Source organism: Photobacterium sp. SKA34 (assembly GCF_000153325.1).
Classification (GTDB): Bacteria; Pseudomonadota; Gammaproteobacteria; order Enterobacterales; family Vibrionaceae; genus Photobacterium.
Genome location: NZ_CH724141.1, coordinates 1,607,971 through 1,632,370, shown reverse-complemented (window position 1 = coordinate 1,632,370; position 24,400 = coordinate 1,607,971). Strand labels below are relative to the sequence as shown.

Annotated in this window: 21 protein-coding genes and 3 pseudogenes; 9 read left to right on the top strand and 15 right to left on the bottom strand. The window is 39.0% G+C overall.

The window, feature by feature from the left end:
* Nucleotides 1–374: 374 nt before the first annotated feature.
* Both SKA34_RS08535 and SKA34_RS08530 read right to left on the bottom strand, forming a co-directional pair.
* The gene (locus tag SKA34_RS08535; RefSeq protein WP_006645111.1) at nt 375–1,331 is read right to left on the bottom strand and encodes an electron transfer flavoprotein subunit alpha/FixB family protein; all 957 of its coding nucleotides are present in this window, start codon (nt 1,329–1,331) and stop codon (nt 375–377) included.
* Nucleotides 1,331–2,164, bottom strand: a complete 834-nt coding sequence (locus SKA34_RS08530) for an electron transfer flavoprotein subunit beta/FixA family protein (protein ID WP_006645110.1) — start codon at nt 2,162–2,164, stop codon at nt 1,331–1,333. Before SKA34_RS08530 ends, SKA34_RS08535 begins: the two co-directional genes overlap by 1 nt.
* Nucleotides 2,165–2,295: 131 nt before the next feature.
* On the opposite strand from SKA34_RS08530, the gene SKA34_RS08525 reads away from it, so the two are divergent.
* Together SKA34_RS08525 and pflB are read left to right on the top strand one after the other, a co-directional pair.
* Nucleotides 2,296–4,005 (top strand): electron transfer flavoprotein-ubiquinone oxidoreductase, encoded by a 1,710-nt coding sequence (locus tag SKA34_RS08525; protein WP_006645109.1) that lies wholly within the window; start codon nt 2,296–2,298, stop codon nt 4,003–4,005.
* Nucleotides 4,006–4,388: 383 nt separating this feature from the next.
* Nucleotides 4,389–6,686: pseudogene (pflB, locus tag SKA34_RS08520) on the top strand (formate C-acetyltransferase).
* 653 nt (nt 6,687–7,339) lie between these two features.
* Here the strand turns inward: pflB and murP are convergent.
* Together murP and murQ are read right to left on the bottom strand one after the other, a co-directional pair.
* Nucleotides 7,340–8,794 carry a PTS N-acetylmuramic acid transporter subunit IIBC gene (gene murP / locus SKA34_RS08515; protein WP_006645106.1) on the bottom strand — a complete coding sequence of 485 codons (1,455 nt, stop codon included), beginning with the start codon at nt 8,792–8,794 and terminating at the stop codon, nt 7,340–7,342.
* Nucleotides 8,795–8,825: 31 nt separating this feature from the next.
* Nucleotides 8,826–9,731 (bottom strand): N-acetylmuramic acid 6-phosphate etherase, encoded by a 906-nt coding sequence (gene murQ / locus SKA34_RS08510; protein WP_006645105.1) that lies wholly within the window; start codon nt 9,729–9,731, stop codon nt 8,826–8,828.
* Nucleotides 9,732–9,983: 252 nt separating this feature from the next.
* Between murQ and SKA34_RS08505 the strand changes: the two genes are divergently transcribed.
* Nucleotides 9,984–10,835, top strand: coding sequence for an SIS domain-containing protein (locus SKA34_RS08505; protein WP_006645104.1), 852 nt, complete (start codon nt 9,984–9,986; stop codon nt 10,833–10,835).
* 67 nt (nt 10,836–10,902) lie between these two features.
* Here SKA34_RS08505 and SKA34_RS08500 read toward each other — a convergent pair.
* Nucleotides 10,903–11,417, bottom strand: a pseudogene (locus tag SKA34_RS08500) (GNAT family N-acetyltransferase).
* Nucleotides 11,418–11,583: 166 nt separating this feature from the next.
* Between SKA34_RS08500 and SKA34_RS08495 the strand changes: the two are divergent.
* A complete protein-coding gene (locus SKA34_RS08495) occupies nt 11,584–12,387 on the top strand; it encodes an arylamine N-acetyltransferase (RefSeq protein ID WP_006645101.1) in 804 nt (267 codons plus the stop codon).
* Nucleotides 12,388–12,553: 166 nt separating this feature from the next.
* On the opposite strand, the gene SKA34_RS08490 is transcribed toward SKA34_RS08495, so the two are convergent.
* Nucleotides 12,554–13,015, bottom strand: coding sequence for a hypothetical protein (locus SKA34_RS08490; RefSeq protein WP_006645100.1), 462 nt, complete (start codon nt 13,013–13,015; stop codon nt 12,554–12,556).
* 56 nt (nt 13,016–13,071) lie between these two features.
* Between SKA34_RS08490 and SKA34_RS08485 the strand changes: the two genes are divergently transcribed.
* The 3 genes from SKA34_RS08485 to SKA34_RS08475 are packed head-to-tail and all read left to right on the top strand — an operon-like array spanning nt 13,072 to nt 15,349.
* The gene (locus tag SKA34_RS08485) at nt 13,072–13,392 is read left to right on the top strand and encodes a hypothetical protein (RefSeq protein WP_004998436.1); all 321 of its coding nucleotides are present in this window, start codon (nt 13,072–13,074) and stop codon (nt 13,390–13,392) included.
* On the top strand, nt 13,389–13,742 hold the full coding sequence (gene tnpB / locus SKA34_RS08480) for an IS66 family insertion sequence element accessory protein TnpB (protein ID WP_006643801.1): 354 nt from the start codon (nt 13,389–13,391) through the stop codon (nt 13,740–13,742). Before SKA34_RS08485 ends, tnpB begins: the two co-directional genes overlap by 4 nt.
* A gap of 59 nt (nt 13,743–13,801) precedes the next feature.
* Complete coding sequence (locus SKA34_RS08475) at nt 13,802–15,349, top strand: IS66 family transposase (RefSeq protein ID WP_006644249.1); 1,548 nt, start codon at nt 13,802–13,804, stop codon at nt 15,347–15,349.
* A 238-nt stretch (nt 15,350–15,587) separates the two neighbouring features.
* Here the strand turns inward: SKA34_RS08475 and SKA34_RS08470 are convergent, their stop codons facing one another.
* The 4 genes from SKA34_RS08470 to SKA34_RS08455 form a co-directional block, all read right to left on the bottom strand.
* The gene (locus SKA34_RS08470; RefSeq protein WP_039860112.1) at nt 15,588–16,127 is read right to left on the bottom strand and encodes a YaeQ family protein; all 540 of its coding nucleotides are present in this window, start codon (nt 16,125–16,127) and stop codon (nt 15,588–15,590) included.
* Between the two features lie 172 nt (nt 16,128–16,299).
* Nucleotides 16,300–16,617, bottom strand: a complete 318-nt coding sequence (locus tag SKA34_RS08465; protein WP_006645098.1) for a GIY-YIG nuclease family protein — start codon at nt 16,615–16,617, stop codon at nt 16,300–16,302.
* Nucleotides 16,618–16,740: 123 nt separating this feature from the next.
* Nucleotides 16,741–17,400 (bottom strand): YceH family protein, encoded by a 660-nt coding sequence (locus SKA34_RS08460; protein WP_039860110.1) that lies wholly within the window; start codon nt 17,398–17,400, stop codon nt 16,741–16,743.
* Nucleotides 17,401–17,586: 186 nt separating this feature from the next.
* Nucleotides 17,587–18,561 (bottom strand): diguanylate cyclase, encoded by a 975-nt coding sequence (locus SKA34_RS08455; RefSeq protein WP_006645096.1) that lies wholly within the window; start codon nt 18,559–18,561, stop codon nt 17,587–17,589.
* A 236-nt stretch (nt 18,562–18,797) separates the two neighbouring features.
* Between SKA34_RS08455 and SKA34_RS08450 the strand changes: the two genes are divergently transcribed.
* Together SKA34_RS08450 and SKA34_RS08445 are read left to right on the top strand one after the other, a co-directional pair.
* Nucleotides 18,798–19,250 (top strand): DUF3069 domain-containing protein, encoded by a 453-nt coding sequence (locus SKA34_RS08450; RefSeq protein WP_006645095.1) that lies wholly within the window; start codon nt 18,798–18,800, stop codon nt 19,248–19,250.
* Nucleotides 19,251–19,584: 334 nt separating this feature from the next.
* A complete protein-coding gene (locus tag SKA34_RS08445; RefSeq protein ID WP_006645094.1) occupies nt 19,585–20,868 on the top strand; it encodes a winged helix-turn-helix domain-containing protein in 1,284 nt (427 codons plus the stop codon).
* 34 nt (nt 20,869–20,902) lie between these two features.
* On the opposite strand, the gene SKA34_RS08440 is transcribed toward SKA34_RS08445, so the two are convergent.
* From SKA34_RS08440 to SKA34_RS08420, 5 genes and pseudogenes are all read right to left on the bottom strand, one after another.
* Nucleotides 20,903–21,352 (bottom strand): NfeD family protein, encoded by a 450-nt coding sequence (locus SKA34_RS08440; RefSeq protein ID WP_006645093.1) that lies wholly within the window; start codon nt 21,350–21,352, stop codon nt 20,903–20,905.
* A complete protein-coding gene (locus tag SKA34_RS08435) occupies nt 21,349–22,278 on the bottom strand; it encodes an SPFH domain-containing protein (protein ID WP_006645092.1) in 930 nt (309 codons plus the stop codon). The genes SKA34_RS08440 and SKA34_RS08435 overlap by 4 nt, the downstream gene beginning before the upstream one ends.
* 189 nt (nt 22,279–22,467) lie before the next feature.
* A complete protein-coding gene (locus SKA34_RS08430; RefSeq protein ID WP_006645091.1) occupies nt 22,468–22,743 on the bottom strand; it encodes a hypothetical protein in 276 nt (91 codons plus the stop codon).
* 507 nt (nt 22,744–23,250) lie between these two features.
* The gene (locus tag SKA34_RS08425; RefSeq protein WP_006645090.1) at nt 23,251–23,664 is read right to left on the bottom strand and encodes a histidine phosphatase family protein; all 414 of its coding nucleotides are present in this window, start codon (nt 23,662–23,664) and stop codon (nt 23,251–23,253) included.
* Nucleotides 23,665–23,685: 21 nt separating this feature from the next.
* Nucleotides 23,686–24,400 (bottom strand): annotated as a pseudogene (locus tag SKA34_RS08420) (IS66 family transposase); the annotation flags it as partial.

Genomic DNA, 24,400 nt, shown 5'->3' with positions numbered 1-24,400 from the left:
ATGAATGCAGGAAATGTTATAAGGGATAATTATACGTAACTCAAATTAAGCATAAAATCTCGTAGAGCCACTTTTATACTAAACTATTGATATTATGATAAATCATAAAAACAAGTAAATATAGTGAAAAATAACATTGCAAATACGAGGCAGTTGTAAAAACTGGCTGTTAGTAATTGACCAGTGTTTCGCGCTAAATCCTGACACACCTGACAAACTTAATATCGTTTTAATTATTTATTTGTACTTAAATACAAGATAAATATTTATTTGCTATTGCGTTTACAAAGTAAAACAAAAAATTAACAGGCAGGTAACATTAGTACAAAAGCGCAGTCTAGGCACTTAAACATGGAATTTTATCCCAGAACACATTATTCACATTGCTGAATAAAATGAGGTATTAGTTCAAATAAATCCCCCACTAACCCATAGTCGGCATAAGAAAAAATATTCGCATCAGGATCGCTATTAATTGCAACAATCACTTTTGCATCCTTTATCCCAGCAATATGTTGAATTGCACCAGAGATCCCAACGGCAATATAAAGTTCTGGAGCAATAACTTTCCCAGTTTGCCCTACTTGATAATCATTAGGTACAAATCCAGCATCCACTGCAGCGCGAGAAGCGCCAACCGCACCGTGTAATGTATCTGCTAGTTGCTCAATTAATAAAAATCCATCTTTACTTGCAACACCTCGCCCACCAGCAACCACAACACGTGCCGTTGTGAGATCAGGTCGCTCATGGTTACTCGTTTGCATACTAACAAAGTGTGTACGGATTAATGGATGACTTATCTTTAGCATTTCTTGCTCGGCGTGTTGTTCCGATAAGCCACAAGGCTCGAAACTGGCACCACGAATCGTTGCCACCATTACAGCGTCACAAGACCTAACCTCAACCGTTGCATTACCGGCATAAATCGGACGAACTACAGAATCTAAGTCAGTAAATGACATCACATCGGATAATTGCTCTACACACAACATCGCAGATACTCGTGGTAACAGATCTTTACCTGATGTGCTGCTACTCATAAAAATATGACTATAGTACGATGCAAGATCCTTAATGACCTTAGAGACATTTTCTGCCAAACCATGTTGATAACAAGCATCATCCACCAATAACACCTTATCAATATCGGCTAACTCTGCTGCCTGCTGTGCAACACACCCACATTGAAAACCAACCACAAGAATATGAATACTTAAATCGCTGTTAAAACGTCGTAATGAAGTTGCCGCCGTAACAGCTTTGCGTGTTGCTAACGAGATATTCTGATGATCATGTTCTGCGATAATCAAAACGTTTGCTGTCTTCATTAGATCACCTTTACTTCATGACTTAATTTATCAATAAGCGCATCAATATTATCGACCATAACCCCTGCCTTACGTGGTTTTGGTGCGTTATAGTGAAGTATTGTTTGAGACGTTGTCTTTATCAGGGTTTCAAGAGATGGGTACTGCAAGCTATTTTTTTCAATAAATTCATGCAACGAAATAGTCGTTAACGGTTTCGATTTCGCTTTCATAATATTAGGAAGCGATGCAAATCTAGGTGTATTAAGTCGTAAATCGCAGCTGATCACACAAGGAACTTTAACCGCCAAAGTTTCAAGACCACCATCGACTTCACGGGTCACAATAAGCTCATCTAATATCGAAGGGTTGTCATAGTTAATTTCTGAAGCATAAGTTGCTTGTGGGCAGTCTAATATTCCTGCCAGCATTTGAGGTGTTTGATTGTTATCGCCATCAATAGATTGTTTCCCCATTAACACCACATCACTCTTGTTCTGTATCGCTAATACAGATAACAGCATGGCTATTTTAAGCGGCGTGATATTTGTTACATCGTCACTTTTAGTTTGATTAGTATTGATATGAATAGCGCTATCAGCCCCAAGTGCTAGTGCCGTCCTTAATGATTCATTGCAATTATCATCCCCAATACAAACAGCAACTATCTCTGACGCAATCCCTTGTTCTTTAAACTGTACAGCTTGTTCAAGTGCGATTGCACAAAAAGGATTAATGGTTTTCTTCACATTATGATCGTCAATACCGCTATTATCATCCTTTACACGGATCGCTACATAAGGATCAACCACGCGCTTAATCGCAACTAATATTCGGATTGTAGATTCTGCCATATCGCATACCTCTAATAAGAAGTCGTTGATTTAACGGCTAATACTTGAATGTCTTTGTTTCTTTGAGCCTAGTTGAATTTACGTTTACGTCAACTGGACTATAGTTAAATGAAGCAATAAAGGAGTCATCTATGGCAAAGGAAGAAAGTGCTCAAGACAGTATCTCTTTTGATGTTTTAATAGTCGGAGCAGGACCTGCAGGCCTTGCTAGTGCTATCCAGCTGGCTCAATTAGCCAAAGAGCATCAACGCCCATTCTCTATTGCTGTAATAGAAAAAAGTGCTGAAATCGGCGGACATATTTTATCTGGCGCATTATTTGATCCCCACGCACTCAATGAATTATTACCAAACTGGCAAGAAACTGATTGCCCAGTCCGTACCAAAGTAAAACATGATGATTTTTATTGGTTAATCAACTCACAATCAACATTTTCGATCCCGTCTTTATTTCGTCCAAAAGTATTTGAAAATCACAACCATTACATTATTAGTTTAAGTGAATTATGTCGTTGGCTAGCGAAACAGGCCGAGCTATTGGGCGTCGAGATATACCCTGGCTTTTGTGCTGACAAAATACAGTTTGAACACCAAAGGAGTGACAGCGTAACAAGAGATAATGCCGACCTACCCATTTATATGAGCACCGTAAAAGGTATTACAACCAAAGAGATGGGATTAGATAAACAAGGTAACAAGAAAGCAAACTTTCAACCTTCTATGCATATTAACGCGCGGTACACCATTTTCGCCGAAGGTAGTCGAGGGCATTTAGGAAAAGCACTAATAAAACAACTTAAGCTCGATAAACAGAAACAACCGCAACATTACGCATTAGGGATAAAGGAAATTTGGCAGGTTCCCAAGCAACAACATCAACAAGGCAGAGTGATCCACAGTTTGGGCTGGCCACTAAGTGAATCACATACCACGGGTGGTGCTTTCATGTACCATCTTAATGATAACCATATCGCAGTCGGGCTTATTACCGACTTAAACTACCGTAACCCTTACCTTAGCCCGTTTGATGAATTTCAACGGCTAAAGCATCACCCTCTATTTGCGCAAGTGCTACAAAACGGAAAACGAATTGAATACGGTGCAAGAGCCATTACCAAAGGTGGTTTAGCCTCCCTACCCAAACAATCATTCCAAGGCGGCATACTCATTGGTTGTGATGCTGGTACCCTGAATATGAACAAATTGAAAGGTTGTCACACCGCGATGAAATCCGGCATGTTAGCGGCAAGAGCGGTATACAGTGAATTAATTCGAGATCATAGCCATACCGAGCCTTGTTATAACGCTCTTTTTGAAAGCAGTTGGCTGTATGATGAGCTCTATCAAGCGAGAAATACGACTGCAAACATCCATAAATTCGGCCAACTTAGTGGCGCTATTGCAACCTATTTAGAACAAAGTCTACTCAATGGTCGTGCAAAGTGGCAGATTAATAACAACGTGCAAGATCATGCTTGCTTACTGCCCATATCCAAAGCAAACAAGATTAGTTATCCGAAACCAGATAACCAATTAAGTTTTGATAAAACATCTTCACTCTATCTTGCTTCTATTAGCCACCCTGACGATCAACCTTGCCATCTTCAATTACATGATGCTCAAATCCCAATAAGCCAACATCTAAAAGAGTTTGATGAACCTAGCCAACGCTACTGCCCAGCAGGTGTATATGAAGTAATAACAGAAAATAACCAAGCTAATTTTCAAATTAATGCAGGGAACTGCTTGCAGTGCAAAGCCTGCGATATAAAAGACCCTTCTCAAAACATTTCTTGGACGCCCCCAGAAAGCGGATCTGGGCCTAATTATAGAAAAATGTAATAAGTCTAAACTTTTTTTGAATTAAAAATCGCAAATACAACACAACGTCTCTAACATCAACTTGATACCGGTAAAACGTAAAGCATTGTTTTTTATAGCATAGTTCTGTTTATTAATCATATACCACTTAATTACATGCACAAAATGCATTTTTAAAATGAAAACCATTCATTTTACTCATAGATCTATAAATCATAATATTTATCTCAAGCCAAGAAGCAGTGAAGACAGCGAAATTACGACTGTTGAATAATTAAAAATATGCTTCAAAAGCAGTGAATTAAAATCAGCCGATCGTGCTCAACACACATCAGATTTTACGTTTATGGTGAACCCTTATCATCATAACGCACTCTCATATATCACCTATTGAGGTAAACATTATGACAATCCCTACTACAGAAATGTTAGAAGCGTGGAAAGGTTTTAGCGCGGGCAACTGGCAGCAAGAAGTTAACACTCGTGACTTCATCCAAACTAACTACACGCCTTATGAAGGGGATGAGTCTTTCCTAGCTGATGTTACAGAAACAACAACATCACTATGGAATACCGTTCTAGAAGGTATTAAAGAAGAAAGCCGCACTCACGCGCCGGTTGATTTCGATACTGATTTACCATCAACAATTACTTCTCACGATGCTGGCTACATCAATAAAGATCTAGAAAAAATCGTAGGTCTACAAACTGATAAACCACTTAAGCGTTCAATCATCGCTAACGGTGGTATTCGCATGGTGAAAAGCTCATGTGAGGTATACGGTCGCAAGCTTGATGAAAGTGTAGAGAAAATCTTCACTGACTACCGTAAAACACACAACAAAGCGTGTTTCGACCTATACACCAAAGAAATCCTAGCTTGTCGCAAATCTGGCATCATCACAGGTTTGCCAGATGCTTACGGCCGTGGTCGTATCATTGGTGACTACCGTCGCCTATCACTATACGGTATAGATTTCCTAAAATCTGACAAGCAAGAACAATACAAATCTACCCAAGCATTCCTAGAGCAAGGCCATGATCTAGAAAAAACACTTCGCCTACGTGAAGAGTTAGCAGATCAAGTTCAAGCACTAGAAGACATCCGTCAAATGGGCTTGAAATACGGCATCGACATGTCAGCACCTGCTCGCACAGCACAAGAAGCGATTCAGTTCACTTACTTTGGTTACCTCGCAGCAGTTAAATCTCAAAACGGCGCAGCAATGTCACTAGGTCGTACATAAACATTCCTTGATGTATTTATCGAGCGTGATATCCAAAACGGCTTGATCAACGAGCAAGAAGCGCAAGAGATGATCGACCACTTCATCATGAAGCTACGTATGGTTCGTTTCTTACGAACACCTGAGTACGATTCACTGTTCTCTGGCGATCCAATTTGGGCAACAGAAGCAATGGCTGGTATGGGTGTTGACGGTCGTACTTTAGTAACAAAGAGCACATTCCGTTACCTACATACGCTACACACAATGGGTCCTGCACCAGAGCCAAACATGACGATTCTTTGGTCTGAGCAACTACCTATTGCCTTTAAACAATACGCAGCAAAAGTATCGATTGAAACATCATCTGTTCAATACGAAAACGACGATCTAATGCGTCCTGATTTCAACAACGATGACTACGCAATCGCATGTTGTGTAAGCCCACAGGTTGTTGGTAAACACATGCAGTTCTTTGGTGCGCGCGCTAACCTTGCAAAAGGTCTGCTATACACCATTAACGGCGGTATTGATGAAAAATCTAAAGCGCAAGTGGGCCCACAAGTAGCGAAAATCGAAGACGAAGTATTAGACTTTGACTCACTAATGCCACGCTTTGATTCAATGCTTGATTGGTTAGCAACACAATACGTGACAGCACTAAACATCATCCACTACTCTCACGACCGTTACAGCTACGAAGCATCACTAATGGCATTAATGGATCGCGATGTACGCCGTACTATGGCATGTGGTATTGCAGGTCTTTCTGTTGTTGCCGATTCACTATCTGCAATTAAATTTGCGAAAGTAACACCAGTACGTGACGAAGATGGCGTAGCCATCGATTTTAACATCGAAGGTGAGTACCCTAAATTTGGTAACAACGACCCACGTGTAGATGATATTGCTTGCGATCTTGTTGAGCGCTTCATGAAGAAAATTCAGAAGATGAGCATGTACCGTGAAGCCATTCCAACACAATCAATCTTAACCATCACATCAAACGTTGTGTACGGAAAGAAAACAGGTAATACACCTTGTGGTCGTCGTGCTGGTATGCCATTTGGCCCAGGTGCAAACCCAATGCACGGTCGTGATGAAAACGGTGCGGTTGCATCACTCACATCCGTATCTAAACTCCCATTTGCTTACGCGAAAGATGGTATCTCATACACCTTCTCTATCGTACCAAATGCATTAGGTAAAGATGAAAATACACAGAAACAAAACCTTGCAGCACTTATGGATGGTTACTTCCACCACGAAGCAGCAGGTTTAACAGATGGCATCGAAGGGGGTCAACACCTTAACGTGAACGTATTAAACCGTGACATGTTATTAGATGCTGTTGAGCACCCAGAGAAATACCCACAGCTAACAATTCGTGTTTCTGGTTACGCAGTGCGTTTTAACTCACTGACTCGTGAACAGCAACAAGATGTAATTAGCCGTACCTTTACTAATAAGATTTAACAATTGCTACTATGTTGGTAATACCTAACCACCTACTGTATTAAAGTATTACCAATTTGCCGCCATAGTTCCCTACCTAACTATGGCGGCTTTTTTTATTCATTATTAAAGAGCATTTTGATGAGCAAAGATAACTTGATAATACCCATATAATTTATGGCTATTTATGTTCGGCATTCTATCGCTTACTCCCTCTGCATTAATAACAAAATAAGGACAATAATCATCAAGATAAGGACACTTTGCATGGGTCGTTAGCACTAACGAAATAATCGTATTCTATTACCAATAAAAAAGGCCACCTAAGTGACCTTCTTTCGTTTTGTTACTGGCAGTTTATATAGTTAGAATTTAGTCATTGATTGGCTAACTTAGACATTATTTACAGAAGATTTATAATGGCCTTCATCGCGGCAAAAGCCAGAATCACAGTTAAATAAAATGGGATACGAGAATTCACAACCAATGATGGTGACGTCAAACCTATTATCGATATGATAAAAGAAATATCTCAATAATATAATTATTTAAAGCTGTATAAATCCCTAGTGTAACAAACAAAAAGCAGAGCCTCTTGCTCCGCTTTTTATTAATACATCCGTTATAAATTAGATTTTCATTTTCTCAACAACAGCTCAATAACGATTTAAGTATTAACTTAAATCGACATTTTTCGTACCAAAGAACCATGTAGCAAAAAAACCTACGATATAAGCGATCAGCAAACCAATGGTGAATATTGCCATACCAGCAAAGATACCAGAACTAGAGGTCATTAAAGGTAAAGCAACAATACCAGATGGTCCAAATACTGTATTTAAACCAATAGGTAATCCCAGATACGATACTAACCCAATAAAGAAACCACCAGCAGAGCCCCCCACACATGCAGTAATAAAAGGTTTAACACGCGGTAATGTCACACCATAGATAAGCGGCTCGCCTATACCTAATAATCCCGGAATGATCGCCCCTTTTACCTGCACACGTAACAAAGATTCTTTTTTCGCTTTAGCATATAAAGCCAACGCAGCACCCACTTGCCCCGCCCCTGCCATGGCTAAAATTGGGAAAAGTGAGTTAAAGCCTTGAACGTCCATCAGTGCAAAGTAAACCGGAACAAAACCTTGGTGGATACCAAACATCACTGAGATTAAGAATAAACCCGCTAAGATCGCACTGCCAAATGGATTACCATTTAAGTTGATAAATAACCATGACATACCCTTAAATAGCTCACCACCAATTGGCATGATGATAACAAAGGTAACAGCACCCATGATCAATAAAGTGATCATAGAAGTTAAAATCATATCTAAATTATCTGGTATAAATTGGCGGACTTTTTTCTCAACCCAAGCACCAATAATGGCTGCAATCAGTACCCCAATAATATTGCCTCGTGGATCTATACCATTGTCGAAAAAGTCGTTCATTCCTGAGAAAACACCAGATGTTGCATCTGGGTTATAACCAAGTACGAACAGTGACGCTAAAATCGCACCGTTTACTCCTGAACCACCAAACGCTTGCTGCGCATTGTAGCCAATAAGGATACTTAAGAAGCTAAATAAACCTTTACTGAAAACTTTCATATACGCAATTAAATCAAGTAAATGCGCATTAGGCGAGGCCTGCCCTATAACAAAAAGTTGTTCCAGCAAGGTCGCTATACCTAGTAATAAACCTGCGGCAATGAAACCGGGAATTAAAGGCGTAAATATGGTTGCAAACTTGCTCAAAAAACGTTGTGCTGCACTTGTTTGTTTTTTCTTTAATTGCTGCTTATGTGCAGAAGCCACATCTTTTAGGTCGGAATGTGTTTTTGGAGAAGTTTTCTCCTCACTTTGCCCGTTCTCAAGCATACTATTCATCATTTCAGCTGCGGTCTGTGCCTTGCCTGGCCCTAACACAATCTGAAATTGATTGTCACTTTCAACTAACCCCATCACCCCTACAATGTGCTTAATTGAATCTCGATCCGCTAAACTGTCATCTTTTAAAGTAAGGCGTAATCGCGTCATGCAATTACCGCATTTTATAACGTTTTTGTTGCCGCCTATTGCAGTGAGTATCTCTTGCATCATTGAAGCAGTTATTTTGGCCATCTTATGATCCTCGATATAACCGATTATTTTATTATTCTTGGTCTAAAAGTGCATGACGAATAAAGCCATGATGCTTACCGAGTTTTGCAGTCGCCAACTCAGCATCAATATCAAGTAAAATCATAAGGATTGCGGTTTTACAATGGTTACTACACTGCGCAAGTGCCTCCGCTGCTTGTAATTCACTGCACCCTGTCGCTTCAACTACAATATTATGTTGACGTTGAATGAGCTTGGCATTGGTCGCTTCAACATCGACCATCAAATTACCAAATACTTTCCCAGTTCGGATCATTGCCCCTGTGGTTAACATATTTAGTACTAATTTCTGTGCTGTACCGGCCTTCATTCTTGAAGAACCTGTTACCACTTCAGGCCCAACAATGGGTGTTAATGAAATATCTGCGATCTGTGTCATTGGACTATTAGCATTGCAACTTAATGTAGCAACGGTTGCACCCATACTTTTTGCGTAATTCATTGCACCTAAGACATACGGCGTACGTCCGCTTGCAGCAATACCAACAAGCACATCTTTTTCATTAAAACCAATCTGTTCTAAGTCACTAGATCCTAATTCAACATTATCTTCTGCATTTTCAACTGCCTTTAAAATCGCTGTATGGCCACCAGCAATTAAACCAACCACCAAGTCGGGATTAGAACCGTATGTAGGAGGACATTCACTGGCATCCAATATACCTAATCGCCCTGATGTACCTGCACCGGTATAAATCAAACGTCCACCAGATTGGAAAGCATTAGCGATAAGATCAACAACCTTGGCAATTTCAGGAATAATGGCTTCTACTGCAAGTGCCACTTTCTTGTCTTCTTGATTGATAACTTTCAACATCTCAACCGTTGATAGCATATCTATGTTTTCACTCGCTACATTTCGGCTTTCAGTCACTAAGGTTGTTAGATCAATTTTCATTATCTGCTCTCTTCACTCGGAGGTTTTGTTGAGAGGCATCATAACGAATAAAAAATTCATTTAAGTGATAGTTATCACAACTAAAATTATTCATTTTGTGCCAAAATAAAAGAATAAACACGAGTCACAACTCTTTTAAACAATATAAGAAATATAAAAATAATTCATTTATTCAGATAGTTAACCCCACTCAGGTTAAATGAATAATGTTTAGGTCTCGTTGAATAATTAATTCAATAAAATTAGGAAAATATGAGTATTTTAGAGCGAATGCAAAACCAAAGAAGTAGCTTATCGAGTAATGGAGTGAAGATATTAGACTTTATTCTTGAAGATCCAGCTTCGTTAAGTACCTATGTCAGCCAAGATATAGCGGTAAAGGTAGGTGTTTCACAATCTGGTGTGATCAAGTTTGCTCAACGACTTGGCTTTAAAGGGTTTACAGCTTTAAAACTTGCCATTATTGAAGATCTTGCTCAACAAAATACCATTCTTGAGCCCAAAAGACCTATTCATAACAAAATCCATAGCGATGATTCTTCAATAACGATTGCACAAAAGTTAATACAAGAGAAAACACACGCTATGATTGCAACAACCAACGCTATCAATTTTTCAGAATTTGAAACTATCGTAAAACGGCTAAATAAAGCGCATCGCATACAAATTGTAGGCATTGGGGGGTCAGCATTAACCACCAAAGATCTCACCTTTAAGCTTTTAAAATTAGGTATTACTGCACTCACTGAACAAGATACACATGTGCAAATCGCAACAGCGAATACATTAACGAAAAACGACATACTCATCGCTATTTCATTTTCAGGAAAGCGACGCGAGATATTAATGGCAGCACAATCTGCTTACGACAAAGGTGCGACAATTATTGCGTTAACAAATATAAAAAAGAACCCCTTGCGGCAATTAGCCCACTACACAATTGACACTATTGCCGATGAAAAACAATTTCGAAGCTCTTCAATTTCTTCACGAACCGCACAAAATGTCATAACAGATCTACTTTTTATGGCCTTGTTACAGCTAAAAAGCGATGATGCAAAATTACTTTTAAGTGATATATCATCAGCTATCGATAGAATTTAACCTAATAATTACTGATACAACATTCATGCAAATGTAAGTTGAACCCACATCGTGGCAAAGCAAGCGTTTATAACGTTGAAATGTAAACACAAACCTCACGTTCTTTTCCTTGCAAGTGGTTTATCTGATTACCTTTATAGGTTACGCCAAGTTTGTTAATAACCGATCTTGATCGCGCGTTATCAGCTAAATGGGTTACTTGTAACTGTGTTAAACCACGATGCTCTTTCATGTAAGAAATTAATAAGCTTGAAGCTTCAGTCGCATAACCATTCCCCCAATAAGGAACACCCAGCCAATACCCTAGTAAACCTTCACCATTTTCTATTTTCGGAAAACTAACCGTACCAATAACTTCCATTGTTTCTTTTAAAACGATGGCGTAGACAATACCTGTACCGCTTAAGAACATACCGCTATGCCCCTGAATCCAATTGTGTGCATCAGACACACTGTATGGATAGGTATATTGGCTGTCATATCAGAAATTCTTTGATCACTTAATAAGTTAGCTACTCGTTCAGCATCTGTTAGCGTAAATGGTCTCAAAATTAAGCGTTGGCTTTCTATCGTTTGCTGCATCACATTAGGCTCCGTTTCCATAATGATGAATATATGGCTCAAGTTTAAATAATATTCAGCTTTCCCTTGACCTCAACTTAACTTGAGGGTGCAAAGTCGCTTTAACAAATGAATGTATTAGGCATTCCCGCATGTTACATAGCAAGAACAAGTTTAGAGATCCAATATGAATAAAGAAATGCTTTCAGCTTATTTAGCAAAAATCGGTTTTCAAGGAAACACATCGCCTGATTTAACAACTCTTTTCGCTTTGCATCAACACCAACATAGCAGTATCCCTTTTGAAAACCTTGATATCGTCAATGGTCATACTGTCGAACTTGATGAAGATAAAATCTTTAATAAGCTCGTTTATTCTAATCGAGGCGGATATTGTTTTGAATTAAATAGCTTAATGTATCGCGTACTTAAGACGCTTCAATTTAATGTAGAGAAAAAGTTAGGTAGAGTCCACTTATCTGAAAATCCATCAGGTCGTGGGCATTTAGTCAATATTGTGACTTTTAATCAACAACAATGGCTCGTTGATACTGGTTTTGGCTCAAATACCCCCAGAGCAACACTACCAATTAAGTATGACCAAGAACTAAAAGTAGATAAACAAACCTTTCGTTTTATCGAAGATGCGTCATTTGGAATTATGTTGCAATGTAAAGTTCAAGAGCAATGGATAAATCAATATAGCTTAGACATGAGTTATGTCTGTCATGGCGACATTGAATATGCTAACCATTATGCATCCACCCATAGCAACTCACGATTTACAACTCAGGTAGTTGTCGTGGCAAGAACAAATTATGGTAATAATATTCTCTTAAATAATCGTTTGAAGTTAGCTCAGGCCGATGCCGATAAAGAAACTTTTATCAATGATGTCGCGTCTTTTCATCAAATATTACAACAGCACTTTGGTATTGATAATCCAGTTCCATTAGGAACATTCGAACAATACTTAGTCAATGATAATTAAAAAAGATTAAAAGCGTAACAAGCAATACATTAACGCTTCGATTAAATAAATGATTGCTATAAATGTTAGATATAAAAAGCCCAGCAAGACTTGCTGGGCTTAGGGTTGAATTATGATTTAGAAACGCAGTTATGAGCAATAGCGGATAAACATATCTTGTTGCAAACTAATAGCTATACATCGCTTTTCTAAGACGAATAGCTTTTGGCGTTACCTCAATCAGTTCATCACTATTAATCCACGTTAGCGCTTGCTCTAAACTGAAATTCATAATGGCTTTCATCGCATAATTTTTATCCGCTACCGTTCTCCACATTCGAACAAGGTTCTTACCTTGGCGGCAGTTCACCCATAAATCGTTGTCATTAGAGGCAGCTCCAATAATTTGCCCTTGATAAACCTGATCACCATGGTTAATCATCAATCTTCCTCGCTCTTGCAACGAAGATAAAGAGTATATTAAAGCTTTACCAATACCGTTTGAGACCAATACACCTTCACGTCTGCAACCGATATCACCAACGATTTTTTTACCGTAGCCAACATCTTCCTTATGAATGCTTGCTGAACCTTCGGTCAAACTTAGTAAAGTATGTCTAATACCGTAAGCGTGCCATAAACACCGCATTCTAATCACTTTACTCGAAGAATAAGATCAAATCTCCAATCCAAAGGAGATTTAAAATGGCAACACGACGTACCAATCAAGAATGGCAGACTTTGTTTGAGTGCTATGAATCCAGCCAACTCACTCAACGTGCTTTTTGTGAACATCACGGATTAAGTCTTTCCACGTTTCATGCCAAACGCCAACAGTTAACACACCTTCAAACACCACAGACTAACGGCTTCGTCAAAGCAAACGTTGTAGAGCAGACAACACGTTACCATATGACGCAAATACCTACCGCGAATATGACACTTTTTGTCAACGACGTTGAGCTGAGTATTCCTCAAGGCACGCCCGCTGCCTACCTGGCAGAACTCATTGGAGCCTTGTCATGAAACATATGCTAAGTGCACCAGATATTTATCTGTATCGTGAGAGTGTCGATTTTAGAAAGTCCATCAATGGCCTCGCGGCGATTATCGAAAGTGACACCGATTTACCCTTGGGAAGCGGCGCACTATTCCTGTTTACCAATAAACAGCGCGACAAAATCAAAGTGTTGTACTGGGATAAAACAGGCTTTGCACTTTGGTATAAACGCCTTGAAAAAGCCAAGTATAAATGGCCGTCAAAAGAGAAAAATGACGTGTTTACCCTGACTCAATGCGAGCTTGATAGACTGCTTTCTGGCTTCACGATTATCGGCCATAAACCCGTTCAAATAAACGATTTTACAATGACTTAATCGATAATAAAGCTATATCCACCAAGCGTTAACGGCATGACTTTAGTATAATAAATGCCATGAAAAAGACGCCAAATATCAACCCAGAAAGCCAAGATGTTGCCGAGCTACAAGCGATGGTGAAAGAGTTGTTGGCGTTGCAAAAACACAGCGAATCTCAGTGGAAACAAGAGCGTCAATCTCTGCTTGAGCAACTCAAACTGGCTTTCGACCGCCAGTTCGCAAAACGCTCGGAGGCGTTAAAGCCCTACGATGAATCTCAAGGTGACCTCTTCAACGAAGCGGAATGTGAAGCCGCTAAGGAAGAAGAGGTTGAGGTTACGACGACCACCACAACCACAACGAAGAAACGCGGTAAGCGTAAGCCTCTTCCAAAGACCTTACCTCGTGAAGTTATCGAACTTGATTTAGACGACCATGAAAAGCAGTGTGCATGCTGCAATCATGACCTGCATAAAATCGGTGAAGACAGCAGTGAAAAGCTGGAGTTTTCGCCAGCCGTACTCAAAGTGCTGGAATATGTTCGCCCTAAATATGCTTGCCGCCAGTGCGAGCAAACTGAAGACAGCAATCACATCGTTCAAAAGCCAGCACCGCAAAGCATTATCCCGAAGAGCTTTGCCACAGAAAGCTTGCTTGCCAACATCATTCTTGGCAAATACCAGTACGCGATGCCACTTTACCGCCAAGAGTCGCTGTTTACCCAGTCGGGAATCGAGCTATCACGAACCACTATGGCCAGATGGGTTATCCAAGTTAGTGAGAAGTTCAAACCACTCTATGCCGCTCTAAAAGAGCACCTACTTCAACAAGTGGTGGTCCAGGCGGATGAAACGCCACTCAATGTTCTCAAGGAAGAAAAACAGTGTTACATGTGGCTCTACTGCTCGGGCGCAGACTCGCCAGAAGCCGCACTCCCCAATGTGAAGAATATTGCCTTGTACGACTATCAAAACAGTCGCGCGAGGGCATGCCCTGTTGCCTTCTTGGGGGATTACAGTGGTTATCTACAAACCGATGGCTATGGTGCCTATGATGGTCTTTATCACGTCACCAATGTTGGCTGCATGGCACATGCACGGCGAAAGTTCATGGAGGCTAAGAAGCTTCAAGGTAAAGGTAAGTCAGGCAAAGCAGATAAAGCGCTGGCCAAAATCCAGAAGCTCTATGGGATAGAATCGCGCTTAAAAGGTGCGACTGTCGAAACACGAAAAGCAGAACGTCAACTGCATAGCAAACCGATACTGGACGAGTTGTACGAGTGGATGACATCTCAACAAGTGATAGCGTCTAGCCCGCTGGGTAAAGCGATAAAATACACGCTCGGCCAATGGCCGAAGGTGATCCGCTATATCGATGACGGTCACTTATCGATAGACAATAACCGCGCTGAACGCGCAATTAAACCGCTGGTCATTGGCAGAAAGAACTGGTTGTTCTCGAACACGCCAAATGGTGCTGATGCGAGTGCGATGCTTTACAGCATCGTCGAGACTGCGAAAGCCAACGGCCTTATCCTCTACGACTACATGGTCAAGTGCATGAAAGAGCTCGCGAAAGCTGAGCCCGATATCGATGCACTCCTACCTTGGAACCTCAAACACTAACAAATATCGCCCCGTGGGTTCATGGGGCGTTTACAAACAATGACTAACAAAAACTGAATCAAATCATAAAACAAGCAAAAAAAAGGTGACATAGACTCGTCTACGTCACCTAGTATGTTTTGTCTTAACATTATATTTTGCGGTATAACACGTTTAACTCGCTACTAATCCACTTCGGGGTTATGTCGGAAATTATTCGTATGCAACCAACGTTAAGCGAAACATTTATTAATTAAAATTAGCGCTTCCACCATTCAGGAATGATTGTTACGTTAGCATTCTCCGCACTCAACCATGCCTGTTCACCTTCGATTGTTAGCTGTAATTGCATGGTACGTTCCACCACACTTTCTAGCTGTTTTAACTCTTCATCGCGAATATAGACAACAGAAACATTATCTAATGCATTGATTTTACTTTTATTTGCTTGCCACCAAATAGAAGCTGCATTATCGCCATAAGTAAAAATAATTACCTTCTCTGATTTATGTGATGCTTTTCGAATACGTTTCTCATCAGGCAAGCCAAGCTCAACCCATAACTCAACATCGTCAATTAAACTTTTAGTCCATAAATCCGGCTCTTCTGTACTACTTACACCTTTCGTAAACTGTAAGTTAGGATCAGCATTTAAGCCCCAAGCAACGACGCGTAACATAAAACGTTGTAAAGTTTCTGATGGATGACAAGCAATGGTATGTTGCTGATCTAAATAGACATGTCGATCCATGTCTGCCACGTTCATTTGTACTTTATAAATAGTGGCATTGGTAGCCATATAGTAAACCTTATTATTGTGCTGTTGCATGTTATACGCCCTCCGTTGAGGTTATGTCTTTCATAATTAGTGCCATTTCTGGCGCGTATAACAGTAAAATTTTGTCTATTAGGCTAACTGTTATAAAAACAATTAGTTATCAATATGCTTTATAGCGGATGAGGATTGTATGTTACTGCGGCTTAATTTTCGGAAATAACAGATAAAGATCAGTGTTTATTTTTATTAACTGCTCTTTGCTTGCTTTAGTCAGTGTATTTTTAATTTTATATTCAAACACCATCGCATCACGCTTATTGAATACTTTTTGCGACCAAGCCAATGTGAGTGGTCCTTTCCCTTTAAGGTACTTTGCACCTTTTTTACTGTGTTGATGTTCTGCAAACCGACGTTCTATATCGGTTGTCACGCCGCAATATAACGTATTAGAGGAAGTTCTGATTAAATAGACATACCAAGGTGTTATGTCTTTTGTCGTTTCTTTACTCATCCAATACTCATCTAATGAAAACAAAACAGGCTCAGCAATGCTGAACCTGTTCGCGTGGGTATTCAATCATGGATTGTTTAACAGCGCAATAAAACAATGCTTAACGTATCCATTTAACCCGATTTATTCAGTTAATGAAGTAATCACAGCCTGTAACTCAGCCACTTGCTGTTTTAATTCTTCTACATCGTTTTCAAGTTGGCTAATGCGTTCGTTATTACCAGAGCCGCTTGTTACAGCTTGTACTGCACTTTCATATGCTGAAAGATCAACTTGTCCACTCAGCAAATGCATGTAACGACAATCGCGTTTACCTGGCTCTCGTGGTAATTTTACAACATATGGCACTTTCTCATCACTTGATAGTTTAGTTAACACAGCTTCAGCTTCACGAACATCAGTAAATTCACATAAACGATTGGTACGAGTGCGAATTTCACCGGCAGTTTGAGGACCTCGAAGTAATAACACAATCATTGCTCCGAGTTCTTGTTTTGTAAATTGTAAACTACCAAACTCTGTATTACAGAAGCGATGCTGAAATTTAGAAACTCGACTACCAAAACTGCTGACATCGGCAACCATACGTTTTGCTTTTAATTCTTCAACGGTGTCGAGTACTGTTGCTTCGTCAAGTGACATGACAGGTTCACGGCTACTTTTTTGATTACATGCCGTGGTTAAAGCATTAAGTGTTAATGGGTATTGATCTGGGGTTGTGATTTCCTTTTCAAGCATACAACCAATTACGCGAGCTTGATTTTGCGTTAAATTAATTTCCATGCCCATCTTTCACCCTTTATAAAACTAACTCATTAAAATTAAATATTATCGATATATTAACGACTACATTGAAGCTTTATTTTTATTCTTAACAAAAGATTATCACGTTACATGCCAACAGCAAGCTGTAAAATACCGTTTGTATACTTTTCAAACAACAATAACTTACTATATTAACTCACAATATTAGTTTTCACTTTGATCAACGGGTAAGTTAAGGTAATCCGCAGCCACATATTGATTACGCCCTTTTGCTTTAGCTTGATAAAGTAACTTATCTACTTCTTGATATAAGTTCTCAATACTTTCTAAACCAGTGGGTATCCAAGAGATAGCCCCTTGACTCACGGTTAATATTTTCGCGGTATCCGAATATCCATGTTTAATTGCTAAAGAGGTAATCCCTTCTTTCAAACGTTCACACTCTTTTATGGCTTGTTGGCTATTACAATTACTTAGAATAATAACAAACTCTTCACCACCATAACGTGCGCAAATTTCTCCCGCGCGACTAAATTTACCTTTTAACTGATAGGCCAATCGCTTTAAAGTATTATCTCCTTCAATGTGACCATAATGATCATTGAAAGATTTGAAGTGATCGACATCAAGCATAATAATAGTTAATGGCAAACCATTACGGCCATGTAACGATACTAACTCACTCAATTTTTGATCGAGATAACGCCGGTTGGCTAAAGTGGTAAGCCCATCTTCATTGACTTGCTGTGACAATAACTCATTCGCTTGCTGAAGCTGTATTGAGGTTTGTTTTAATTTTCGCCTCATGACCGATATACGTTGCATAGCTTTAATTTTCGCTGATAACACCATACTATTAACAGGCTTAGTCAAATAATCATCACCACCTTTATCAATCGCTTCTGCGATGAGTTCAGGCTCTGAATGTGCACTCAGAAATATAATTGGTACCCATTCAGGAAAACATGTACGTATTTTCTGGGCAAGTTCAGTTCCTTTCATATCTGGCATACAGATATCTAATACTACTAAATCAGGATCAAAACTGGCATAACTGTTAAGGGCATCCTGTCCTGATGAAAACGATTTAACCACATGACCCAGATTTTTCAATCTTAGTTCAAGATACATTCGTTCTGATAAGACATCATCAACTAATAAAATGTGCATCGGCTCCATCTAGATACCTTAAAAGTATTTTTAGTCTAAGTTATTAAGCATTTTACATGCCTAATTTAATTTTGGCTTACAATGGATCAATAGTTGATGAAATAACAAGCTTTTTAAGCATGATGCGACAATAGTCACATCAAGGTGAAACATCAATTTATTACTGATTTCTACATGATATATTGACATTTGACGTTAGAAATATAGGATTCTCCTCCTTAAACTTATGCTGTAGGAAAAAAGCCATGTCTGAGATGAACAATAACGATGAGCAAATCGTTGAAGAAGTAACGTTTACGCTAGAAGACTGTTCACCAGAACTTCGTCAAGTTGTAAAATTTGAGAAAGTACCGGCAGAACTTATTGATATGCTAATTAATGTCTACAAAGTTTCTGAGCCAAGTACACGCGAAGCATGGAATTCACTACCTGCAAGTGCGCAAAATGTATTAGATAACTTCGAGCAATTTCATGCTCTAGTTGCACTAAGCCAAAGCTACTCAGGTGTTGATTTCCTAAGTGAAATGCAAGATACGAAGTTCCCTGAAGACATGAGTGCTGAAGAACAAGCAGAATACAAAGCATCTGCGCTTGATAAAGTTCTTCATAGCTGTGTGAAAGATATGTGTAAGCAACTAAAGAAAGCACGTCAAAACCCACCAATGAAACGTGAATTCAATATGATCTTTCAAAAATAGTTATTTGATATATAGCTATTGAAGATAAGGAGTAGCCTTTGCTGCTCCTTTTTTGTTGAAAAAATGAGGTACGAATGTAATCAACATCAAAAAAGAAATAAACATAATATCTAATTTATAAAATCATATACAACATCTCAATACGTTTTATTGTCAGCTTATATTGTTTTCAGGTTTACCAATCATACCCTACCGTTAAAAGCCCTATATAATTAACAAGTTGCAACAAATTAAAACCTTTAACACAAACTTAATACAGCAGTTTACATAACTTTTTATAGAACTTCGTGATATTATACAAAATTGAATGATTTCAATAGCTAGAGGTTCATGGATGCCAAATACTGAGCAGATAAGATTCCAGACAAATGTGTGTTATATAGAAAGCCAAGGCGTTCTCAAAACACCAGAATCTACGCTCAAGTTAAATTTATCTGAGCAATACATTTTATCGTACCTCATAAATAATTATGGTAAGCCCGTAACAAAAGATGAGCTATTAAATGTAGGTTGGCCCGATCGCATTGTAACTGAAGCATCTTTATTTCAAGTAATTCGCGCTCTACGCGTGAAACTGAATGAAGAAAAAAAAGGTGATGTTATTGAAACATTACCACGTGTTGGTTATCAAATTCGAGAATTCACTCGAGAGGCGGTTGATTTATCAGAATCTCAACGTTTATCCCCATTAAAGAAAATCGGAAAAAAAACATTCGTTCTTTATGCAATTAGTTTAGCTGTGATCATGAGTGGAATAGCTTGGATGAAATATCCTTATTCTGGCTCGCCAAAAAACTATTTAATTGATAAAGATCGAGTTGGTAGTAATGATTTCACTTATATAACGTCAAATGCTGAGGATCTTGCTGATCTTCGGGGTAAAATAAAAGATATCGTTAATCAACAAACTGATAAGTTTGGTGAAATTATCACTAAAAATCAACGAGTCTATCTTTATAAGACAGATAGTTTTTATTCAGCTGCATGGTGTACTGTAGACAGTAACAAAGTTTGTAAAAAGAATAGTGATTTTAGCTATAAAATAGTACCAGAAGAATGGTCGACATTTGCTGATATTGTCGTTAATAATAAAAAGATCTATCACGGTACACCGATTATTCATACTGAGAATTCGCAGGAACCAACTTCTATTACCTACACGTCTTATATTGATAAATCAGGTATTCAATCAAAGGTTACGCATCTCTTTCTTACTCCGACAAATAAAAACGGCATCTTTAATTATTCAATGATGTCTTTTATCCAAGAGAAAGAGACAGGCATGTTTCACCCACTCTCAATCAGTGCAGCCAAAGCAATACTGTATGATAAAAGTTCTCAGTTTTTGAAAACGGTGAAAATTGAACCTGAAATGTTTCACTGGTCTTATCAACCAAGTGTAAATTTCGATGAAAAGAAATCACTTGCATTAAAGCATAGTAATTTAGTTGAACAAGGTTTTGAAAATAATAAACCTTTTTTCAGTTACTTAGTGTACGAGCAACCGCATCTAGTATTAATGCTTGATAACACAACAGGATTTGTCTGGAATAATACCAGTGAAGAAGATCCTTATGCGATTTTTTCATACCGTTCATCGAGTTTGACAAATAAATAATGAAATGCGCAGTACATAGTACTGCGCAATTTTATTATGCAGGTTTTATAATTAAGGTTATTCCTTCCACATCAACGACCACAACCTTCTGTCCTTTAACTAAGTCAACGTCTGTTTTAACACTCCATGTGGTATCACCAAGTTGTAATCGACCATTTCCAGCAATCATTGCTTTTTCTACAGTGATAATTTGCCCAATCATTTGAGCGCCACGTTGATTTAATTTTGAAACAGAGGCATCCGTCTTATCTTTTTTATGCTGGTATCTCCACCATAACCAAGTGGTAAATAGCGCAAACACTGCAAAAGAAACCCACTGTAAGGGCCATGATACAGGTAACATTATCAATAAGACACCGACTAGAACAGCTGAAATACCAAGCCATAATAAATACCCAGCAGTGCCAAGTAATTCAAGTAGCAATAGCACTAAACCTAGTGCTATCCAATGCCAGAAATTCATTTGTTCTAGTAAGTCGATCATGCATTCCCACCTTTATCTGTTTTATTACCCCATAACTCGGCAATACCAGCAACAGAACCCATCAAGCCCGTTGTTTCTAATGGCATCATAATGACTTTACCATTCTCAGACTGACCTATCGCTTTTAGCGCTTCAGTATAGCCTTGTGCTACAAAGTAATTAATTGCTTTAACATCACCAGTCGCTATTGCATCTGATACCATTTTTGTTGCTTTAGCTTCAGCTTCAGCTGCACGCTCTCTTGCCTCTGCTTGTAGAATCACTGACTGTTTTTCACCTTCAGCTTTTAAAATTTCTGATTGCTTTTGGCCTTCAGCACGAAGAATTTCAGCTTGACGCACACCTTCAGCTTCTAAAATTTCAGCTCGTTTGTTTCGTTCTGCTTTCATCTGCGCGTTCATTGCAGCGGTTAAATCTGTAGGCGGTTGCACGTCTTTTATTTCAATACGTGTGATCTTAATCCCCCACGGATTAGTTGCTTGATCGACAATTGTAAGCAGACGGCTATTAATGGTATCTCGTTGCGATAACATTTCATCAAGCTCCATAGAACCTAGCACCGTACGCATATTCGTTAACGTTAAATTACGAATAGCGTGTTCAAGATCTGATACTTCATACGCAGCTTTTGCCGCATCGAACACTTGAATAAAACAAACCGCATCAATGGTTACTGAAGCATTATCACGAGAAATAACTTCTTGAGCAGGAATGTCTAACACTCGCTCCATCATATTCACTTTATTACCGACTTTATCAATAAAAGGAATAATCAAATTTAGACCCGGTCGAAGTGTTTTGGTATAACGTCCAAAACGTTCTACTGTCCATTCAGATCCCTGACTAACAGTTTTAACACTGGATGCAATAATAACTATCGCAACAAAAATAAATACAGCAATTGTAATTAACGAATCGTATGGCATAGCGTCTCTCCCTAATAAGCATTAAAACATTGTACCATCGGGGTAAGTAAATATGCATCAACACACAAGAAATGAGACATAGTTAAAAGAGAATAGTAATTTTTTATTCCGCAGAAAAAGAAAACGCCAAATGCATAAACATTTGGCGTTTAATTTAATACTTATTCTGTGTTGATGATTTTTATATAATTAGCATTTACGCATAGTTACATCTTCAAATTCACCATCAATCACAGTATGTGCTGATTGTTGACGGTAATTCGTGTCAACTTTTCGATCTCGTCCGGCAAAACCTTCATTAAAATTACGTTCTTCAAATTGAACACCTTCCGATGCTAATTTGCGTTTAATAAATGGTTTTGCAATTAATGCTACGACGCCCATTAAAAGAGCCATTATCGCAGCAAAAGAAACAGTAAATAGTCCAATAACTACAGCAACAAAACCAGTAAGTAAATTTTTCATGGCTAAGCCTCTCTCTATAATATTTAGATAGAATAATAGTTAACTCACTTGTTACTATTTCCTTTCTAAACTGATCTGCACTCTTACGTAGCAGTTATTTTTAGCTTACAACTAAATTAACTGACTAAAGATGAACCGAAGATGAACATATAACCCATTGTTCAAAATCTACATTTTCTCTAACGAAAACTGAAACTTACAAAAGACCGTCAGTGATAATACAAACTATAAAGAGCATATTTCTATTTAAGGTGGGAGGTAGGACTTTGGAATACCTACAACAATGAGTCAGCTCCGATCTCATCGAACCTTAATCCCGCCATGTCGGCGATGTCCTAACTTAACGTCACCGCAAGTTAGGTCGGCACAACCCGTGATAAGCCAGATTATAGTCGCTGATTACTATTATTCTCTGCACTCCCCGCTTCAAACCGTCGTCTAAAGCTTTAAAACTATAACATTTTAAAATTTATAAAAGCAATAATAAACAGCGAGTACGAGTTATTTTTAAACAGTCTCAACTGCTACTTCACACTGTATCCGGCTAATTTTATGATCTGCCAATAGAAAATATGCATTTTGAGGTAAATCTTGTTCAAAAGTTTCACTATAGCTCATGGCGGCATACACACATCTAAACACTGCACCTGTTAGACCATGTGAAACAACAATGAGATGATCAGGAATTAAGTCATCAAGCAAAAAATCTTTAGTTCGATGAACAACTGATTCATATGATTCACAATTTGGCGCAGATAAATACCAATCACGATGACTAAATAGCTTCGGATTATTCTGAACTAAATCAGGGATAAAACGTCTTTCCCAGTCACCTAAATTAAACTCTTTTAAGCGCTCATCGGTCATGATTAAACTACTATCGATTCCTAACTCTTTACAGATTATTTGTAAACGCCCCATGAACCCACGGGGCGATATTTGTTAGTGTTTGAGGTTCCAAGGTAGGAGTGCATCGATATCGGGCTCAGCTTTCGCGAGCTCTTTCATGCACTTGACCATGTAGTCGTAGAGGATAAGGCCGTTGGCTTTCGCAGTCTCGACGATGCTGTAAAGCATCGCACTCGCATCAGCACCATTTGGCGTGTTCGAGAACAACCAGTTCTTTCTGCCAATGACCAGCGGTTTAATTGCGCGTTCAGCGCGGTTATTGTCTATCGATAAGTGACCGTCATCGATATAGCGGATCACCTTCGGCCATTGGCCGAGCGTGTATTTTATCGCTTTACCCAGCGGGCTAGACGCTATCACTTGTTGAGATGTCATCCACTCGTACAACTCGTCCAGTATCGGTTTGCTATGCAGTTGACGTTCTGCTTTTCGTGTTTCGACAGTCGCACCTTTTAAGCGCGATTCTATCCCATAGAGCTTCTGGATTTTGGCCAGCGCTTTATCTGCTTTGCCTGACTTACCTTTACCTTGAAGCTTCTTAGCCTCCATGAACTTTCGCCGTGCATGTGCCATGCAGCCAACATTGGTGACGTGATAAAGACCATCATAGGCACCATAGCCATCGGTTTGTAGATAACCACTGTAATCCCCCAAGAAGGCAACAGGGCATGCCCTCGCGCGACTGTTTTGATAGTCGTACAAGGCAATATTCTTCCACATTGGGGAGTGCGGCTTCTGGCGAGTCTGC

What these genes read in the sequence shown, in the direction of transcription:
- SKA34_RS08530 (WP_006645110.1), bottom strand. Translation starts at nt 2,164, where the DNA reads ATGGCAGAATCTACAATCCGAATATTAGTTGCGATTAAGCGCGTGGTT.
- SKA34_RS08430 (WP_006645091.1), bottom strand. Translation starts at nt 22,743, where the DNA reads ATGAAAAATTTACTTACTGGTTTTGTTGCTGTAGTTATTGGACTATTT.
- SKA34_RS08440 (WP_006645093.1), bottom strand. Translation starts at nt 21,352, where the DNA reads ATGATCGACTTACTAGAACAAATGAATTTCTGGCATTGGATAGCACTA.
- SKA34_RS08455 (WP_006645096.1), bottom strand. Translation starts at nt 18,561, where the DNA reads ATGGAGCCGATGCACATTTTATTAGTTGATGATGTCTTATCAGAACGA.
- SKA34_RS08435 (WP_006645092.1), bottom strand. Translation starts at nt 22,278, where the DNA reads ATGCCATACGATTCGTTAATTACAATTGCTGTATTTATTTTTGTTGCG.
- SKA34_RS08470 (WP_039860112.1), bottom strand. Translation starts at nt 16,127, where the DNA reads ATGGCTACCAATGCCACTATTTATAAAGTACAAATGAACGTGGCAGAC.
- SKA34_RS08525 (WP_006645109.1), top strand. Translation starts at nt 2,296, where the DNA reads ATGGCAAAGGAAGAAAGTGCTCAAGACAGTATCTCTTTTGATGTTTTA.
- SKA34_RS08450 (WP_006645095.1), top strand. Translation starts at nt 18,798, where the DNA reads ATGTCTGAGATGAACAATAACGATGAGCAAATCGTTGAAGAAGTAACG.
- tnpB (WP_006643801.1), top strand. Translation starts at nt 13,389, where the DNA reads ATGAAACATATGCTAAGTGCACCAGATATTTATCTGTATCGTGAGAGT.
- SKA34_RS08475 (WP_006644249.1), top strand. Translation starts at nt 13,802, where the DNA reads ATGAAAAAGACGCCAAATATCAACCCAGAAAGCCAAGATGTTGCCGAG.
- SKA34_RS08490 (WP_006645100.1), bottom strand. Translation starts at nt 13,015, where the DNA reads ATGCGGTGTTTATGGCACGCTTACGGTATTAGACATACTTTACTAAGT.
- SKA34_RS08485 (WP_004998436.1), top strand. Translation starts at nt 13,072, where the DNA reads ATGGCAACACGACGTACCAATCAAGAATGGCAGACTTTGTTTGAGTGC.
- SKA34_RS08495 (WP_006645101.1), top strand. Translation starts at nt 11,584, where the DNA reads ATGAATAAAGAAATGCTTTCAGCTTATTTAGCAAAAATCGGTTTTCAA.
- SKA34_RS08460 (WP_039860110.1), bottom strand. Translation starts at nt 17,400, where the DNA reads ATGGAAATTAATTTAACGCAAAATCAAGCTCGCGTAATTGGTTGTATG.
- murQ (WP_006645105.1), bottom strand. Translation starts at nt 9,731, where the DNA reads ATGAAAATTGATCTAACAACCTTAGTGACTGAAAGCCGAAATGTAGCG.
- SKA34_RS08535 (WP_006645111.1), bottom strand. Translation starts at nt 1,331, where the DNA reads ATGAAGACAGCAAACGTTTTGATTATCGCAGAACATGATCATCAGAAT.
- SKA34_RS08445 (WP_006645094.1), top strand. Translation starts at nt 19,585, where the DNA reads ATGCCAAATACTGAGCAGATAAGATTCCAGACAAATGTGTGTTATATA.
- SKA34_RS08465 (WP_006645098.1), bottom strand. Translation starts at nt 16,617, where the DNA reads ATGAGTAAAGAAACGACAAAAGACATAACACCTTGGTATGTCTATTTA.
- SKA34_RS08425 (WP_006645090.1), bottom strand. Translation starts at nt 23,664, where the DNA reads ATGGGGCGTTTACAAATAATCTGTAAAGAGTTAGGAATCGATAGTAGT.
- murP (WP_006645106.1), bottom strand. Translation starts at nt 8,794, where the DNA reads ATGGCCAAAATAACTGCTTCAATGATGCAAGAGATACTCACTGCAATA.
- SKA34_RS08505 (WP_006645104.1), top strand. Translation starts at nt 9,984, where the DNA reads ATGAGTATTTTAGAGCGAATGCAAAACCAAAGAAGTAGCTTATCGAGT.